The organism is Thermogutta sp. (assembly GCF_039793925.1).
GTDB lineage: Bacteria > Planctomycetota > Planctomycetia > Pirellulales > Thermoguttaceae > Thermogutta.
In genome coordinates, this window is record NZ_JBAMME010000370.1 from 25,638 (window position 1) to 42,456 (window position 16,819).

Genomic DNA, 16,819 nt, shown 5'->3' on the forward strand with positions numbered 1-16,819 from the left:
CATACGAGATGCCCAATTCGTCAGATTATTGACGCCTCGCTACAATTTCTCGAGCTTCCGCCGACAGGGACTCCTCGGAAGCCAGCGGCGAGTCAAGTACAATCAAGAAGGCAAGCAATGCGAGATTCTTTTTAAAGGAGTTGGTAAAGGTGAAATCTGTCTTGGAAACGTCCATTCCCGGCCTCAAGAAGCGGAAAGGTAAAGTCCGCGATATTTACGACCTGGGTACTCATCTTTTGCTCGTGAGTACAGATCGCATCTCGGCATTCGACTGGGTCCTGCCCACACCCATCCCATCGAAAGGACAGGTTCTCAATCAACTTTCCGCATTCTGGTTTAAGTTATTGGGCGAACCCAACCATCTCGTCACCGTCAATCTGGATGAAATGCCACTTCCCGAAGAGGTCGACCGGGAAATGCTGGCCGGCCGGACCAGTTATGTGCGAAAAACTAAAGTCATCCCCATCGAGTGCGTCGTCCGGGGATACATTTCCGGTTCCGCGTGGAAGGAGTACTGCCAAACCGGAACGGTGTGTGGGATTCAGCTTCCGCCGGGGCTCAAAGAAAGTGACGAGCTTCCAGAGCCGATCTTCACCCCAGCCACGAAAGCCGAAACCGGCCACGACGAAAACATTAGCTTCGATCGGATGATCGAGATCGTAGGCGAACAGCTCGCAATCGAACTCCGCGAAAGAAGCCTGCACATTTATAAGCAGGGAGCCGCTTACGCTAAAGATCGGGGGATCATCATTGCAGACACGAAATTTGAATTCGGGGTCGAAAATGGACAGATTTTACTAATAGACGAAGTTTTCACCCCCGACAGTTCGAGGTTCTGGCCGGCAGATTCCTACGCACCAGGCCGAGGTCAGCCGTCATTCGATAAGCAATTCGTGCGAGACTGGTTGGAAAGCGCCGGATGGGATAAGAACAGTCCACCGCCGGAGCTTCCAGATGACGTTGTGGAGAAAACACGAGAAAAGTATATAGAGGCCTTCGAGCGTTTGACGGGAGAAAAATTTCCATTTGCCTGATGGGTCTGAGGTGTTGCACGTCGGATGTTGATTACCACCTCACGGGAAGGACAGAGCAGAAACTATGCCGCTTTATGAAATCGAAACTGAGTATCACATCATCATTACCTGGGCTGACGATGAAGAATCGGCAAAGAACGTGGTGCGAGAAAACTATCCCCGCGAGGCCATTATCAGAATCGCGAAACGTCCGAGGAACAGTTGGGTCATCTCTAAGGCCGGGCTGGGAATCGTAGGCAAGACCGACCCTTGCCATATAGCTCGGGAATGCCTTGCCCGAGCGGCGGGAGACAAAATCCACGCGATCCGCCGTTACATGCAAGAGACCGGCGCCGACCTGGAACGAGCCAGGAAGGTCATCGAATCGAACATGATCATGGGCTGGTAGCAGCGTGGAGCCGTTTACCCCGCTCCGGGCCAACACGTTTCGGAGATACTTCAGGTTTCTGCAATGCTCTGGCTTCCTCGCACCTTCAACCCGACGACAAGGGTTCGGCAGCTTTCGTTTCTATCGCGCCCAATTTTTCGGTGCGCAGGGTATCTGACAGTGGAGTGAGTCTGATCCACCCAAAACAAGGCGCCAAGCGCACTGAATTGAAGTGAGAAAAGAGTGAGAAGAGGCTCCGAGGACAGGTAATCCACCCTATTCCGCATTGCCGGTCGAAGTCTCCATGACGAGGGGCTTCTCTTCGGTCCATTCCGTCCTCTTTTTTGACTAGCCCATCGCATACAAGCCTGTGACCAACCGCTCTCCCAGCGTCGGCGGTGTTTGAACCACCCCCTGAAAATTGGCCGCACAGCTTCTCCCGACTATTCGGTAATTTCATCAGGCGCCGGCCCTGAAGTGCATGGAGAATCGTAGTCAGCTTCCGCAGTCCGGGCGTTTGACCAAGCATTAAGGCTGGTCAAACGGTCCAGAACATTGGTGGTGATGCTCAACACTTGGTAGAAGTTAATAACCGCTTGGTCTTTTTTGAGCGGGATGCTTTTCACTGGACACAGGATCGCCCACAATACAATTCCGTGACAGATCGCCGACGCACCGCCGGCTCCCGCTTGGTGAAATCTTTTCGCAACCGGTATGGACGAGGTCACCGAATCCGCGGTTATCGGATTACAGGTAGTGTGGAAATGAATTCTTGTATTTCACTGAAACACCTGTCACCGTTGATCAGCACTCTGATGGTGTTCATCGGGGCCAACGCGGGCCTTGCCGAAAATCGTCCACGCCTGCAGTTAAGTGTCGGTTTCGCTCACGGCTGGTCGGTCGTACTTCTTGCAGAGCAGACGCCACCCGGTGCAGGAACGGCAGGCGGACTGCAACAATCCCGGCCTTCGGCCGCGCAACTTCGTCCCGAGTTGGACAATCGTTTAAAAACAGCCCTTCGTCGAAATTTTCAGCGAACCGATCGAATCGTCAGTTTGCAATCGCTTTTGGAGCGGTACTCACGGCAAGAAGATCTCACTCGTGCTGTCAAGACTTACTGGACTGTTGTGCGACTTGTCGCTTCGGTCGACGTGCTTTCAGAGTTGCTCTCGGAACTTGAAACCTTCCCGTGTCCTCCAGAACGACGTCCTTACCTCGAAGGTCTTAAAGGCGGCATCACCGGGCAACTTATCGATATGCGTTCTCAACTGGCTGCGGCACAATTCGAACTGGCCACATGGGCCGGCATGACGAATGCTCAGGGCCGAGCGTTTCCAGACGACATTCCCCACACGGGTGGTTACAACACGTATATTGACTCGCTGTTCCACGGCCAGGCCCCGCTGGAAGTCCGCAAAATAGACGAACTTCTTCCACTTATCCGGCAGTCCATCTATCTCCACTTCATAGCGGCTCGAAGTGCTCGCGACGCGTGGCTGGCGTACCGTGATCTGGCTAACGCGGGCGCGGCTAATATTGAACCTGCTATGCAGATGTGGCATCTGGCCGTTACCGAGAATCTTCGTTGCCTGGAATCTGTTGAGCGGTACAACGAATTGATTCTTGAATACATTCTTGAGCTACGAACCTACGGTCAAACACCGACCAACATTCTGCCCATGCTCCTCGAGGAGGGTAGCCGCCATATTGTCTCCGGCACGACTTCTGGATCCAACCCAGGCAACCGCGATAGCGGGAATGCTGCGACCTCCGCGCGGCAAGCCCGCCTATTGGCCGACGGGCTGCCCTTCGCTTTCAAGCCTCGGGAGCCGCTCACCGCACCGCATTGCTTACAGACTCCCACCTACTTTCTGACTGCTCTTGGGGAGTCTGGTGCCGTCGAAACACCAGAATTAACGAAAGGTTTTTTCAGCTCCATCAAGGCCACACGTCTTGAGGATTTCGTCAAAGAGCTTTCACGCTTCTGCAGTACAGAATCAACACAAATTCGAGGAGGCAAGCCCTTGACGCTGTCCGAATATCTGACGGATAGCTCAGCCGGAAATGGAGAACGTGGAGTCCGCACGATTAAGTATTGGGATGTGGTGGAAGCCCAGGACAGGCTTTTCGTGCTCATCAAACAATCGGCGATATTGTCGGAGCTTTTCCAGTTGGCGCTCCGAGAAGCCGAGCGTCCGGGAGGAGCCGAACTGGTGCTCCAGATTCACGCAGAGAGAAATGCAGCGGACGCAGCCCTTCAAGACGCCCATGCCGACCTGATGGAAAAGCGATTTGTCCTCAAGAAGAGCCACCCAGCCACCGCTGTCGATCCGACTGCAGTCACGCCCCCGTTTGCTGGTCCGTACGAAACGCGATGGGACGAGCTTGCCCCCTCCATCCCTCCGGCCCGGCGTGTCCACTTGGGAAAGATTGCCTATCGGTTGCCGGGCATCTATGCGGCGACAGCACAAACCGCCTCGGCACTCCTTTCTGCCGATCTCGCCCGCCAGCGCGATGCCGAGGCTTATTTGCGGGGCCAAATCCCTTTGACCACTCTTCTTGCATCCATTCGGCTCGAATTTGACCTTTGGTTAGAATTCATTGGAGGAGTTGGCCAATACAACAGGGCCATCGCAGAGTACGCAGCGAGTTGTCTGCCATTCGCTTCGTTGAATGACTACCTCAAGGCTATCGGCGCCCAGTAGTGCCAGCAAAAAAGGTATTCGCATCGCTATCCAGTATGCTCGAGCATCATCCGAATAGTTGCGAAAGCAACACGGCCCCATCCTTGATGCTACAACCGGCCGAGGGAATTCAGAAATATTTCCCCCGGGAAACTATCCCAGCAAGCCTGGCCGTGAAGATCGGGGCGCTAGAAATCTCCCCTCCTTTGTTTCAGGCGCCCATGGCTGGCTACAGCAACTATGCTTTCCGACAGCTCCTGCGGCGACTGGGTGGAGTCGGTTTGCTTTGCACGGAGATGGTTAGTGCCAGAGGTTTTCTCGAACTCGATCGCCGCTACGGAAAACTTCCAGAGCGACTGTGGGGTGTACGCGAAGAGCCGCGTCCTGTGTCAGTTCAAATTTGGGACAACGATCCCAACAAATTGGCCCAAGTTGCCGAAAGGCTGGTTGAAGATTTTCACGTGAGCGCACTGGACCTCAATTTCGGCTGTCCTGCGGAGCAGATCACCAAAGGCGTCGCTTGCGGAGCATATCTTCTCAAAGATCCGGAAGTTGTGGGCAACATTGTGTCCAAGGTGGTGCGGACCGTGTCCCCCATCCCGGTGACAGCCAAAATGCGTCTGGGTTACACAGACCAGCAACTTACGGCCTGCGAAGTAGCCCAAGCCATTGAACAAGCCGGCGGCAGCGCGGTCTTCGTCCATGGACGGACAGCACAGCAAAAGTACCGAGGGACGGCCAACTGGGAACGGATTGCCGAGGTGAAAGCCGCGGTCCGGCGCATTCCCGTCATTGGCAACGGCGATATACGGTCCGCGGCCGATGCCGTCAATAACTTCAAGCGCTATGGTCTGGATGGAGTCATGATTGGTCGGGCTGCCCTTTTCCGACCCTGGATTTTCCGCGAAGCGGCGGCCCTACTTGCTGGGAATGCACCGCCCCCGGAACCAACCCCGGAAGAACAGTTCGATCTCATTCGCGAGCAATACGAGATGCTCATGGGCCAGTTTGGCAGCCCAAAAGCGACCATCTTGATGAAGCAATTTCTTTGCCGGTTTATCGCTTTCCGGCCGGGCTCCAAGCATCTTCGAGTGAACGTACTCCATCTGAATGAACCGCGTGAAATCCTAGAGGCGGTCCGCCAATTCCTGCTGCAGACGGCGTCCCCGAGTAGTTTGTCCGATTCGTGTTGAGCTGTCGTCGATTGAATCCGTAGCACCTGCTGAAGCAACCCAGAGTACCCGACAACTCGGGAAGTTTTCTCTGCTTTTTCAAGTGAGAACACCGTGTCCCGGCATCTGTTTCGGGAACCTCACTCCCGAGCTTCGCCGAGCCAGCGTTCGCGCGTAGCGCCATCGGGTGAGACCTGCCACACGTGGCCTGTCCGGACATCGAGTGCAGTGAGCCAACCACCACCGTAGCAGTAGGTGTCGATGCAGACAAGATAGCCAAGATTAAGAATTTCCCCGTTTTTCTGTGCGGTGTGCCCAGTAATGGCCACTTTCCCAGAGACATGGGGTCCCGGAAGATATTCGCGCAGCGAGCACCAGCGGAGCATGGTTCCATCCAGCATATTCAGGGGACGATGTTCATCGTAGTTGGCGTGGACGAAAAAGTGGTTTTCCGTCTCGTAGTAAGCGACGCAATTTCTCAAAAAAGCTATGTGTTCCGGTGGAATTCCTTCCACCGTGGCACATCCATAAGAGGCCAAAGTGGCGGCGCCGCCGTAAATCAACCAGTCCTGAAATGCCTCCCTTTCGCCATCCAAAATGTTGAGCAGCATTTCGTCGTGATTACCCAAAATCGGTACCAGGGTGACATGCTGTTGAAGCCGTATTAAAAGATCAATGACGCCACGGCTATCAGGCCCCCGATCGATGTAGTCGCCCAGTCCGACAATGATGTCCGAACTTCCCGGACCGATCCACTCCAGGAGGCGCTCCAGAACGTGTCGATAACCGTGAATGTCTCCGATAGCGATGATGCGGTTCACTGAATAACCACGGTTTTAAACGGCTGGCAGCAACAAACGGCGTAAACCCGGATAGCAGTTACAACTCGTGCCCAAATTGCGAATCGGCAGGTGGGCCATCACACATCACGATCCCCCTCGCGCCATTCTACGTCGATCGCTTCCCAATGGTTTTGCATCACATTCATCCCGCGACGGGGCCGTGAGTGGTCAAGAAAATCTGCGTGAGGTGGAAGAACACGGGAGCCGCGAAACAGAGTGAGTCGATCCTGTCGAGCACTCCGGTGTGGCCCGCCACGAGAGTCCCATAATCCCTCACGCCGCGATCTCTCTTGATGGCGGACATGGTGAGGCTTCCCGCGAACGCAGCGACGGAGATCGCGAGGGAAAGGGCCGCCGCAATCCACACAGAGTCGAAGGGTGTCACCCACCAAAGCATGGCGCCCACCAGCGTCACACTTGCCGTACCTCCGAGAAGCCCTTCCCACGTCTTGGTTGGATTAATATCTGGAACGATCACGTGCCGACTGGGAAGCTGGGACCAGGCAAAGTGGAGTGCGTCACTGAGCTGAGTCATGAACACCAGGAAAAACAACAGTCTCAGGTTATACGCGTCATTACCGAAATTGATGGTCGTCAAGATCGCCGGTGCGTAACTCAAGCAATACACGCAAATAAGTAAGCCCATTTGAATTTTGGCTGTTCTTTCAAGGAATCTTTTCGGGTCGCCGGAAAGTGCAATTCGCGTGTGAATGAAAAGGAGCGCATAGACCGGGATGATGATTGCAAACAGTTCGTAACGTGCCAAACCCACCAGAACATACTGTGCGGGTGTGCAAAGCACAAACACCCAGAAAAGAGCCCGATGATCACCCGGTCGAGTCGGCGTTAGCGTGATAAACTCGCGAAGACTCCAAAAAGAGATCATCCCGAACAGAACGATGGTCGCCGTCTTGCCGAGGATCATCGCCCCTGCTAAACCTGCAAAAAGCAACCACCAGGCTCTCAGGCGACCAGAGAGACTGTCCACGATGTCCGGATTGATTGCCTCGCTTCGCCCTTTCCGCAAAACATGGACCACCACAGTGGCCACGATCAAAAGGAGCAAAACCCCGCCCAAAAGACCCCATGTGATGACATCCATGGATCGCGACACCTCAGCGAGGCTTAAAAGAACACCCGCGGGTTCAATCCCTCTGCCTCTTCCCGAAGAACGCTATTTTTTCAGAACAATGATCTGCCGCCCAATGCGGCTGGCCACTTCCAATTTAATACCCTTTTCGAGATTGCCTCTTTTCAGCGCCTTCTGCCAATCATCCACATTGCTGATCGGCTGTTCTTCCACCTGCACAATAACCATTCCCGTTCTCAGGCCGCATTTCTCGCCCGGTTTGCCGGGATCTGCATGGACAACGACAACCCCTTCTGTCACGCGAACTCCGGTGGCCTGACCAATGTCGGGATCGAAATCCATCAAAATAAGCCCGAGTTCCCGATCATACGTCCGTCGCCGAGTCACTTCAGAAGACTCTCCTGAAGCACGTTGTTTAAGTCGCTCGGCCAACTCCCGTTCCGAAGGCGATTCCTCTAGCGTGACCTCGATCTCAATCGGTGCTCCATCGCGAAGTAACCGAATTTTGTGTTTTTGATCAATGGCCGCGCGTTCCACCAGCTCCTGAAGCGTCGGAACATCAGTCACGGGATAACCGTCAAACTCCGTCACAATATCGTTGCGTTTGAGTCCCGCCTTGTCCGCCGGCCCATCCGGGAGCACCTGCCGAATGACCACAGCGCTTGGCCCAGTCGCGCTTCTCCCGTCATTTCCAGCTTGCGCCGGGCGCGGCAAGAGAACCTCATCGAGAGTCACTCCCAAATAAGCCCGGCGGACCCTTCCGTGCGCCAAAAGTTCTGAACTGACCCATTTCACCAGGTTGATTGGGATGGCGAACCCGACGCCCTGGTAGCCACCACTTCTCGAAAAGATAGCGGTATTAATCCCCACAACCTCCCCCTCCAGGTTTACCAGAGGCCCCCCGGAATTGCCCGGATTAATAGCAGCATCAGTCTGAATAAACCGCACGCGGCCGATCGATCGCAAGCTCCGTCCTTTGGCACTCACGATCCCAGCGCTGACCGTCCCCTCCAATTCAAAGGGATTGCCGACCGCCAGAACCCATTCTCCGATGTCCAATTGATCTGAATCTCCTAAACGGGCGGCCGGAAGCGGCTCGGTTGTCTCAACCTGCAGGACAGCTAAATCGCTCAATTCGTCTGTTTTTTTGTCGATCACGGGTAACTCTCGTCCGTCGAACAGGCGAACGGTAACGACATCTCCCCCCTCAATGACGTGCCGATTTGTGACGATCACTCCCCGCGGATCGATAATCACGCCGGCCCCCAGCCCCATATCCGGATTCCGAGGGATGTCGAACTGAAAGCCCGGCTCGTCAGGATTGGCGTCGTTATCCCCCCACGGTAAGCCGGGGATCGACCGTCGGGGCCGCGATTCCCGCGTCGTTGCCGTGCGGATTGTTACGACAGTCGGCAGAACTTTCTTCGCCGCCAAGCGAAAGGCAAGGGAGAGTTTTCTAGCCTGTTGGATAGCCTCAGCTTCGTGGTCCTCGCCCCGTACAGTTTTCCCACTGAGTACCGGGCAAAGCACGAGCGCCATCACCAAAAGTCGCGACCCGAGCGCGATCCACGTCAACTGCCTTCCGCCGGCAATCCACCGATGGTCACTGTTTTGGCCATGATTGATGATCATAAGAGCTCCTCAGCAAATGCTGATTTTGGTTGCACTTGGAGACCACCTCCATTGCGCAAGTTTACGACAAGTTCTCCTGAAGAATCAACCGAGCTGCACGGCCATTTGTTTTTTGCTAGGCGCATTCGCCGTGCAAGGGCGCCACAACCAGCCCCGTCCGCCCCTCGTGAACTGGTCACTTAGCAGGATAACTTGTGTTCCCGGGACTCAGGCCAAATTATAATGATGCATTTGTGTGCTTTTGGGCTCCTGCAGCTCGATGGACTGCGTTTTGCGGGAGCCTGTTGTTCGCCGTGGCCGTTTGCCCTGTTGATTCGAAAAGGAGATGCACCATGAGTCAGGCGTTCGTCACTCGCCGGGATTTTGTCAAGGCAACGGGGGTTGCTGTGCTGGCCGGTGGGCTCACCGGCTTTCCATTACGGGTGTCGCTGGCAGAAGGACAGCGATTGGCGGAAGGCGCCCCTCACGCCGAAAAGCTCGGCTGGCGCCTCGGCTGCCAGGCCTACACATTCAATCGCTTCACGTTTTATGAAGCCATTGAAAAGACGGCGTCCCTGGGCCTCCATTACATTGAAGCTTACCCGGGCCAAACCCTATCCAAGGAGAAACCCGACGCCAAGACCAATGATTCACTGTCCGCTGCGGATCGAAAAGAAGTCAAAAAACGGCTTGCCGACGCCGGCTTGAAGCTCGTCAATTACGGCGTGGTGGGACTGCCAGCTAATGAAGAAGCATGTCGCCGGGTGTTTGACTTCGCGAAAGACATGGGCATCGAGACAATTGTTTCCGAGCCCCCCTTCGATGCCTTCGACATCATTGAAAAGTTGTGCGACGAGTACCAAATCAACGTCGCCATCCATAACCACCCCAAACCCTCAACCTACTGGAACCCCGACACAGTCCTCAAAGTCTGCGAAGGACGGAGCAAGCGAATCGGTGCCTGTGCTGATACGGGACACTGGATGCGTTCGGAAATCAATCCCCTGGAAGCTATCAAGAAACTGGAAGGCCGGATTATCTGCTTCCATTTCAAAGACCTCAACCGTTACGGGATGGCTGCCCATGACGTGCCCTGGGGTACCGGTCAGGCAGACGTCCCTGCGCTCCTCAAAGAAATCAAACGCCAGGGGCTGAAAGCAGTGTTCTCCATTGAATATGAGTACAATTGGGAAAACTCCCTGCCCGAAATTGCAGAATGCGTCAAGTTCTTTGACAAGGTGGCGGCAGAGCTTTTAAACTCCGGCTGAACCTTTGAGACGGGCCGGGACGGTTTTCTGCCAAGGTGAGGTCCTCGAAGGAACCGTTCGCGTTCGTCCATCACCCAGGCCGTTTCCCCGGTGGTTGTTCGCCGCCAGGATTGAGGAGCTTGAACATCGCGACAGCCACTTCGGCCGCCCGTGTTGGGCGGCCTTTTCTTCGGCGCTCAGTTCCCCAATTTCGAAACCCAACGCCCGAGGGTGCCCCGGTTAGGCCAAGCCGAGACAGTGGACACTTCGTCACTCCGATACATTCCTATCTTCTGTGGCTGCAATCACTTACGGCAGTGCATGCACCTCACGAGCACGCCGGACAGCAAAAAGTTTTCGGATTAGACTTGACTTCTCCCCTCCGTTGCGCCACAGTCTTTGCCACAGTTTCAACGTGCTGTTGCAATGAGAGGGGTGTCAAGTCTTTTGCTGTGCCCGCTTGAGTCCCTCTACAATGGGCGGTGGCCCCACGCAGTTTATCGACGAATGCTGAGCAGAGCCCAGTCTTAATAGTTATTCGGCTCCGTCCATTGTGGGCAGAGTGTACGGTAGGTCATAACAAAAAAGTTATTTGGGGAATTCGAGGAGGGATTGGCTGATGGATCTAGCTGACAGTCTCCGCAGGATGGAAACCACAGAAACAGTCGAAGAACGCTGCCGGAAGGTCGAAGAAAAAGCGGATCAACTCTTCGCGGCGGGCGTGGCATGGACCACGTTTTTCAAAGAACTCCTGGGACCGGAGGGCCTGGTCCGGCAACTTTTCCCCACGCCTGAGGAACTCACTCGGTTCGAGCAAACGGCCACCCATCGAAAGGTTCAGGAAATGCTTGCCGGATTGCGCCGAGTCCAGGAGGGCCGAGCGGCAAAAACCGAGGCCGTCAGCGTGATCACTCTCAGGATTCCAAAGAGCCTTCACGATGCCCTCGCCGAAGAGGCTCATGCTTTGAAGACCAGTATTAACCGACTGTGCATCTCAAAGCTTGCCCAACTGATCGACGCGCGACTTGTGCCGCCACTACGGCAATTTGAACGACGCGGGGAAATCACTGTGCAAGACAGAGGCGAGCGTTCGCAGACATCCGACGGACTCCCCGAACGAGAATAGCGGCCAGCAGAATGAGTAGCCTGAGATGGCGCGGTGATCCGAAAAAGTTAAGGAGCACGAGGGCGGGCCTGTAAGCCGGGTTCTGTACCCTGGTGCCTTCCAGGGTGATGGCCATTTATCTAGGAGGCCGATTGCTCGGCCCCTCTAGCGGTCTACCCGGGGGTCGAATGTGGCGGTCGGGATCACCCGCGGAGGCTTGCACCTCACTTCCCCCTGCTTGACCTTGCTCCCGGTGGGGTTTGCCTAGCCAGACCGGTCACCCGGCCTGCTGGTGAGCTCTTACCTCACCCTTTCACCCTTACCGCGCGGTGGGCACCGCGAGGCGGTCTAGTTTCTGTGGCACTTTCCCTAGCCTTTCGGCCGGTGGGCGTTACCCACCACCGTGATCCCGAGGAGCCCGGACTTTCCTCCCGCCCGGCGACAGACCGGGCCGGCGGCCATCCAGCCCGCTCCGTGCTCCATAACACATTATACGTTTCGGCCCATCTCGCCCTCACGAGTTGCGATCGGAGCGTACTCTGGCATCCGGTCCCACAACTTCCCCTGGTATGTATCCCGTTCCTCCAAAAGTCGCTGGATCCGTTGGAGGGTGCCTGATTTATCACGACACCACTCGGGGGCGATTAAATACGCATCCGAGGTCTCGGCCGTGAGCCGTTCGATGACGATCGCTGGCGAAATTCTCTCCAGTGCAGCCACAACCAGCTCTGCGTATTCATCCTGCTCAAGCGGGCGATACATCCCGGCCTCGTAAATTCGCGCCAGCGCGGTATCGCGTGCTACGTACAGGTTGTGAATTTTGACAGCATGAATAGGCAGATCCCGCAGGGCGCAAATGGTGCCCAGCATCATTTCTGCGGTTTCCCCCGGTAAGCCGAACATGACGTGGGCACACACCCTGAGATTTCGCGCTGCGCACGCCCACACGGCCTGGCAAAAATCCTCGAACGTGTGTCCGCGATTGATACGGCGAAGCGTGGCGTCATGGGCTGATTGCAAGCCGATCTCCACACTCACCCAGGTTTTCTCACTCAACTCCGCCAGAAAGTCCAATACATCTGGGGGGAGGCAGTCTGGCCGCGTGCCGATCGCCAACCCCACAACGCCGGGAACAGTGACGGCTTCTGAGAACATCGCCTTGAGGACCGGCAATGGTGCGTACGTATTGGTCCCCGGTTGAAAATAGGCGATGAATCTATCGAGCGCCCGCCGTTTCTTGAAGTTTTCAATGGAATTGCGAATTTGCTCTGCAATGGAGGTAGGTTGGTCGTAACGCCGGCTGGGACTGAAACTCGCGATATTGCAAAATGTGCACCCAAAGCGGCTGATTGTTCCGTCAGCATTTGGACAGTGAAAGCCGCCGTCGACGCTGATTTTCCAGGTTTCTCCCCCAAAGGTGTGCCGATAATACAGACTAAGGTTAAAGTAGCGTTTTCCCAACGCGCGCCAATCAACCGCCGGAACAGCCGGTGAAGAGTGGCCAATCCCAGACGTGTCTATTTGTTGACGTTCGCGCATTTCGGGCTTACACTAAAAGGGCGGTTTCCAAAAGTAACCTAGGTTCTAAGGGCATCGTAAGGGCGCAGCAGAAACTTTTCAAGGAACAGAGAACAGGCAATCCTATGTTTGGAGAGCTGATCCCCCTTGGTGGTGGTGACCCCATCCCCTTGCTGAAGAAAAGGCTGATCGTAGGACGCAGAGAGAACTGTGACATTGTCCTTCGATTCTCGAATGTGTCCGGCCAGCACTGCGAGCTGTTCGTCGTCTCGGGATACTGGTACGTGCGCGACCTGAACAGTACGAACGGCGTCAAAGTGAATGGCGTCCGGGTAAAAGAGCGCCGCCTCGATCCAGGTTCAATCCTCTCTATCGCCAAGCATCAATACGAAATCCGGTATAATCCTATTGAGCTGGGGGCGGTAGGACCACCGCCTCCCGACACTTTGGAACAGGACATTTTCGCGCAATCCCTGTTAGAACGGGCAGGATTGGTAAAGCCGAAGCGAACCGAAGAGGAGGTGACGCCGTCGAAGCCAGGGACGGACAAGGAAAAACAGGAAACACTTTCCGATCATGATGAGCCGCGGTACGATGTTCTTGAAGGTTTGCGACGACCGGGACCGCAATCTCGGTAATCCTCTGCTGTTGAGCAGAAGTAACAGATTTTTGACAGCGGGACCTTCACTTTAATTCCACTTCGGAGACGGCCCGAACGGCGCGTCACGGGTTAGATGGGTAAAGACCGCAGGAAGAAGTATCGGGTTGAGTTTCGGAAGAATCGTGCTCCCAGAACCAGGGACAAAGATCTCACCGACCGAGTCCTGAGCGAAGAAGAGGTTCTTGACGACGATTTGGTCCGGGAAGAGCGGGTCGGGGGGAAAAATGAGCTGACCCGGCGGGGGACAGTTATCGGAGAAGACGTCTCTGAAAAGGCCGAGTCCCCGCTCCCTGTGGTGCTTCCCGCTCGACATCCCGATAGCAGAATGGGTCGGGTCATCGCCGTTCAAGGGCTGATGTGTCTCGTCGAAGATGAAGAGGGCAACTCGTATCGCTGCGTTGTGAGACGGCTTCTCAAGCGGCTGGCGACAGACCAGCGCCATGTCGTGGTGACCGGCGACAAAGTTTACTTTTATCCACTGCCGGAAAATCCCAGCGAAGGCGTCATTGAGTCGGTCCTGCCCCGCCGCGGCAGTATCAGCCGGGAATCCAAGGGTAAGCAGCATGTGATTGTCAGCAATGTCGATCAGGTGGTCGTTGTCAGCAGTGCGGCCATGCCGCGGATCAAGCCTCACCTGATCGACCGGATGATCGTGGCGGCGGAAAAGTCAGGGGTAGAACCTGTTATATGCATCAACAAGGTGGATCTGGTCGACCGAGCAGATCTCATGCCGCTTGTAGGGCTTTACAGCCAATTGGGCTACCGAGTGCTTTTGGTCAGCGCGCTGAGCGGCTTTGGATTGTCAGCCCTGATCCGCACCCTCAAAGACCGCGTGAGCGTCCTGGCCGGTCAAAGTGGGGTGGGCAAATCCTCGCTCCTTAACGCGCTCGATCCCGACCTAAAAATCCCCACGGCTCCGGTGAGCGAGGACACCGAAAAAGGTCGGCATACCACCACCACAGCCCGACTATACCGGTTCCGTTTTGGGGGATACGTTGCAGACACCCCTGGAATCAGACAATTTCAACCATGGGACCTGGAGCCAGAAGAAGTGGCCAACTACTTCCGCGATCTCCGTCCGTACGTCAACCGATGTAAGTTCCCCAATTGCCTTCACATCCAAGAAACGGATTGTGGCGTCAAGGATGCTGTGGCAGATGGCTGGATCGACGAACGGCGTTACGAAAGCTACTGTCACCTTGTCCTTGATGAAGAAGTTGAGGTTGAAGAAGAATGAAACCAGAGTCAAAGCAAGTTATTCGCAACAATTCGCGGTAAAGAGGTCTAGCGTGAATCCAATAACTCCGTCGTCTGGGAGGAGGTGTGTATCGCTGTGAAACGCCGGAACGGCACGACGATTCGATTGGGTCGCGAACCCGAAAAAGCGGTACTGGTAGGGGTTATTCTCCCCACAACAACGGTTGAAGACCCTCCGCTTGCTGAACTGGCCGGTTTGGCGGACGCTGCAGGTATCGACGTCGTCGGTCAGGTCACGCAGCGCCGCTTGGCACCCGATGCCGCCACCTTTATCGGTCGTGGAAAACTGGAGGACGTGAAAAAACTCGTTCGCAGCCTCCGCGCTGACCTGGTCATTTTTGATAACGACCTCTCGCCTGCGCAGGGCCGCAATATCGAAAAGGAAGTCGGTGCCCGGGTTCTCGATCGGACGCAACTGATCCTCGATATTTTCGCCCGGCGTGCCCAAACATACGAAGCCCAGCTCGCGGTGGAGCTAGCACAGCTTGAGTACACGTTACCCAGGCTCAAGCGAATGTGGACCCACTTGGAACGCCAGACGAAAGGTGGCGTGGGGCTCCGTGGACCAGGTGAAAAGCAACTCGAAATGGACCGGCGTCTTATCGCCCATCGCATTCACGAGCTACGCAGCGAACTGCAGGTCATCCATCGCCGGCGGCAGCGTGAGGTCATCGCACGCAAGCAGTTTAAAACGGTATCCCTGGTGGGTTACACGAACGCGGGCAAAAGCACCCTCATGAATGCGCTCACCCACGCCAATGTGTATGTTGAAGATGCACTCTTCGCCACGCTGGATACACGCACACGGCGATGGCAACTTCCGGGATGGGGACCGGTGTTGCTCAGCGATACGGTGGGCTTTATTCGCGATCTTCCCCATCATCTCATCGCCAGTTTCAAAGCCACCCTTGAAGAGGCAAGACAGGCAGACTTGCTGCTCCATGTAGCCGACGGAAGTAATCCCGCCGTTCTCCAGCAAATCAGCTCTGCCTACCGCGTGCTCGAAGAAATCGGGATCGAAGGCAAAGACACCATCCTGGTTATCAACAAGATCGACCGCATTGCGGATCGCCGCCGTGTGGACACGTTGCTCGAGCGCTATCCCCAGGCCCTTCCCATCAGCGCACAAACGGGGGAAGGTCTTGCGCAACTAACACAAATGGTGTCTGAGCTTCTGGCCCGCAAGTTCATCGAGGTCGATGTAGAAACGACGGTGGATAACGCCCGCGTGGCAGTTTTTGTGAAGACCCATGGAGAAGTGTTTTCGCAGCGGTATCACCATGAGAATCGCCTTACCATTCGCTGCCGTCTACCGGAGGAGTATCTTTCCCAAATTGAGCGGCTCGGGGCGTCGGTCCACCGGAGGCGGCACAACAGCTCGGGCCAGGAGCGAGACTTGGCTTACGCACTATTGCAGCCCCGAACGGAACGTGAAGCAACAGGCGGGCTTCTTGGCGACGCTCCCGAAGAAACAGGCTGAGTACCCCCGAAATTGATCAGACCTTGTCTTGTGCGCCGTTATCCACTACGCTGACATCGCAGTCGAGACGGTTGGCCCTCCAGGAACTGGGAACTATGGCCAGACGCGACCTCCATAACGTGCGGGCTCTCATTACAGGGACATCAAGTGGTATTGGCCGGGCCCTGGTGGAGGCCCTTCTGCCATATCAACCCCGAATTGTAGCGGTTGCCCGACGTGCAGAACGGCTTGCTGAACTTGCTGAAAAAGGACGCTCTTTCGGGGCCGAAGTCTTTCCCTTCGCCTGTGACCTCTGTGATCCCGCCGCTCGCCGAGACGCAGTGAACTTCGCGGCAGATAAGCTGGAAGCTATCGACTTACTGGTTAACAACGCCGGAACGGGTGCCCTGGGCCGTTTCGAGGATACACCTCCCGAAATCCTACGGCACGTTATGGAGCTCAATTTCTTCGCGCCCGTGGAAATCACCTATTACACCCTGCCGCTTCTCAAAAAAGGGCGACAGCCAATTATCGTGAACGTGAGTTCGATTCTGGGTCATCGCGGCATCCCCTGGAGGGCCTATTACTGTGCGAGTAAGTTCGCACTCCACGGTTTCAGCGAAGCAATCCGGGCGGAGTTGACCCGACATGGGGTCGATGTGCTCATCGTCAGTCCCGGCCGCACACGCACGGAACTTTTCGACGGGCCTCTCGAAAAGGGTAAGGAACCGGCCTGGCCAGAACCAGCACCCGTCTCCCCGGAGTATGTTGC

At 55.7% G+C, this 16,819-nt stretch carries 14 protein-coding genes and 1 other RNA gene; 10 read left to right on the top strand and 5 right to left on the bottom strand.

The genetic code is table 11. The annotated features are described in order from the left end of the window. Positions 1-149 precede the first annotated feature (149 nt). From ABJK56_RS19955 to ABJK56_RS19970, 4 genes are all read left to right on the top strand, one after another. Positions 150-1,034, top strand: coding sequence for a phosphoribosylaminoimidazolesuccinocarboxamide synthase (locus ABJK56_RS19955; protein WP_347246449.1), 885 nt, complete (start codon positions 150-152; stop codon positions 1,032-1,034). 64 nt (positions 1,035-1,098) lie between these two features. Continuing rightward, a complete protein-coding gene (locus ABJK56_RS19960; RefSeq protein WP_347246450.1) occupies positions 1,099-1,422 on the top strand; it encodes a DUF6793 family protein in 324 nt (107 codons plus the stop codon). A gap of 743 nt (positions 1,423-2,165) precedes the next feature. Continuing rightward, a complete protein-coding gene (locus ABJK56_RS19965) occupies positions 2,166-4,106 on the top strand; it encodes a hypothetical protein (protein ID WP_347246451.1) in 1,941 nt (646 codons plus the stop codon). A gap of 86 nt (positions 4,107-4,192) precedes the next feature. Continuing rightward, positions 4,193-5,278 (top strand): tRNA-dihydrouridine synthase, encoded by a 1,086-nt coding sequence (locus ABJK56_RS19970; protein ID WP_347246452.1) that lies wholly within the window; start codon positions 4,193-4,195, stop codon positions 5,276-5,278. A 119-nt stretch (positions 5,279-5,397) separates the two neighbouring features. Here the strand turns inward: ABJK56_RS19970 and ABJK56_RS19975 are convergent, their stop codons facing one another. The 3 genes from ABJK56_RS19975 to ABJK56_RS19985 form a co-directional block, all read right to left on the bottom strand. Continuing rightward, positions 5,398-6,078, bottom strand: a complete 681-nt coding sequence (locus tag ABJK56_RS19975) for a metallophosphoesterase family protein (protein WP_347246453.1) — start codon at positions 6,076-6,078, stop codon at positions 5,398-5,400. Positions 6,079-6,241: 163 nt separating this feature from the next. Further along, positions 6,242-7,201 (bottom strand): phosphatidate cytidylyltransferase, encoded by a 960-nt coding sequence (locus tag ABJK56_RS19980; RefSeq protein ID WP_347246454.1) that lies wholly within the window; start codon positions 7,199-7,201, stop codon positions 6,242-6,244. 72 nt (positions 7,202-7,273) lie between these two features. Next, positions 7,274-8,821 carry a trypsin-like peptidase domain-containing protein gene (locus tag ABJK56_RS19985; RefSeq protein WP_347246455.1) on the bottom strand — a complete coding sequence of 516 codons (1,548 nt, stop codon included), beginning with the start codon at positions 8,819-8,821 and terminating at the stop codon, positions 7,274-7,276. 332 nt (positions 8,822-9,153) lie between these two features. Here ABJK56_RS19985 and ABJK56_RS19990 point away from each other — a divergent pair, with 332 nt between their 5' ends. Together ABJK56_RS19990 and ABJK56_RS19995 are read left to right on the top strand one after the other, a co-directional pair. Then, positions 9,154-10,068, top strand: coding sequence for a TIM barrel protein (locus tag ABJK56_RS19990; protein ID WP_347246456.1), 915 nt, complete (start codon positions 9,154-9,156; stop codon positions 10,066-10,068). Between the two features lie 598 nt (positions 10,069-10,666). Further along, complete coding sequence (locus ABJK56_RS19995; protein ID WP_347246457.1) at positions 10,667-11,173, top strand: hypothetical protein; 507 nt, start codon at positions 10,667-10,669, stop codon at positions 11,171-11,173. Positions 11,174-11,228: 55 nt separating this feature from the next. Here ABJK56_RS19995 and rnpB read toward each other — a convergent pair. Both rnpB and ABJK56_RS20005 read right to left on the bottom strand, forming a co-directional pair. Continuing rightward, positions 11,229-11,626: RNase P RNA component class A (gene rnpB, locus ABJK56_RS20000), an RNA gene on the bottom strand. 15 nt (positions 11,627-11,641) lie between these two features. Continuing rightward, positions 11,642-12,691 carry a TIGR01212 family radical SAM protein gene (locus tag ABJK56_RS20005; RefSeq protein ID WP_347246458.1) on the bottom strand — a complete coding sequence of 350 codons (1,050 nt, stop codon included), beginning with the start codon at positions 12,689-12,691 and terminating at the stop codon, positions 11,642-11,644. A gap of 104 nt (positions 12,692-12,795) precedes the next feature. On the opposite strand from ABJK56_RS20005, the gene ABJK56_RS20010 reads away from it, so the two are divergent. The 4 genes from ABJK56_RS20010 to ABJK56_RS20025 all read left to right on the top strand — a co-directional run. Next, on the top strand, positions 12,796-13,308 hold the full coding sequence (locus ABJK56_RS20010) for an FHA domain-containing protein (protein ID WP_347246459.1): 513 nt from the start codon (positions 12,796-12,798) through the stop codon (positions 13,306-13,308). Between the two features lie 96 nt (positions 13,309-13,404). Beyond that, positions 13,405-14,568 carry a ribosome small subunit-dependent GTPase A gene (rsgA, locus tag ABJK56_RS20015; protein WP_347246460.1) on the top strand — a complete coding sequence of 388 codons (1,164 nt, stop codon included), beginning with the start codon at positions 13,405-13,407 and terminating at the stop codon, positions 14,566-14,568. Positions 14,569-14,664: 96 nt separating this feature from the next. Further along, positions 14,665-16,068 (top strand): GTPase HflX, encoded by a 1,404-nt coding sequence (gene hflX, locus ABJK56_RS20020; RefSeq protein ID WP_347246461.1) that lies wholly within the window; start codon positions 14,665-14,667, stop codon positions 16,066-16,068. Between the two features lie 95 nt (positions 16,069-16,163). Beyond that, on the top strand, positions 16,164-16,819 hold a 656-nt coding region (locus ABJK56_RS20025; protein WP_347246462.1), incomplete at its 3' end, for an SDR family NAD(P)-dependent oxidoreductase.

Bases quoted from the DNA above. Each gene is read 5' to 3' on its own strand.
- ABJK56_RS19960 (WP_347246450.1), top strand. From the start codon at position 1,099: ATGCCGCTTTATGAAATCGAAACTGAGTATCACATCATCATTACCTGG.
- ABJK56_RS19965 (WP_347246451.1), top strand. From the start codon at position 2,166: ATGAATTCTTGTATTTCACTGAAACACCTGTCACCGTTGATCAGCACT.
- ABJK56_RS19970 (WP_347246452.1), top strand. From the start codon at position 4,193: ATGCTACAACCGGCCGAGGGAATTCAGAAATATTTCCCCCGGGAAACT.
- ABJK56_RS19980 (WP_347246454.1), bottom strand. From the start codon at position 7,201: ATGGATGTCATCACATGGGGTCTTTTGGGCGGGGTTTTGCTCCTTTTG.
- ABJK56_RS19985 (WP_347246455.1), bottom strand. From the start codon at position 8,821: ATGATCATCAATCATGGCCAAAACAGTGACCATCGGTGGATTGCCGGC.
- ABJK56_RS19990 (WP_347246456.1), top strand. From the start codon at position 9,154: ATGAGTCAGGCGTTCGTCACTCGCCGGGATTTTGTCAAGGCAACGGGG.
- ABJK56_RS19995 (WP_347246457.1), top strand. From the start codon at position 10,667: ATGGATCTAGCTGACAGTCTCCGCAGGATGGAAACCACAGAAACAGTC.
- ABJK56_RS20005 (WP_347246458.1), bottom strand. From the start codon at position 12,691: ATGCGCGAACGTCAACAAATAGACACGTCTGGGATTGGCCACTCTTCA.
- ABJK56_RS20010 (WP_347246459.1), top strand. From the start codon at position 12,796: ATGTTTGGAGAGCTGATCCCCCTTGGTGGTGGTGACCCCATCCCCTTG.
- rsgA (WP_347246460.1), top strand. From the start codon at position 13,405: ATGGGTAAAGACCGCAGGAAGAAGTATCGGGTTGAGTTTCGGAAGAAT.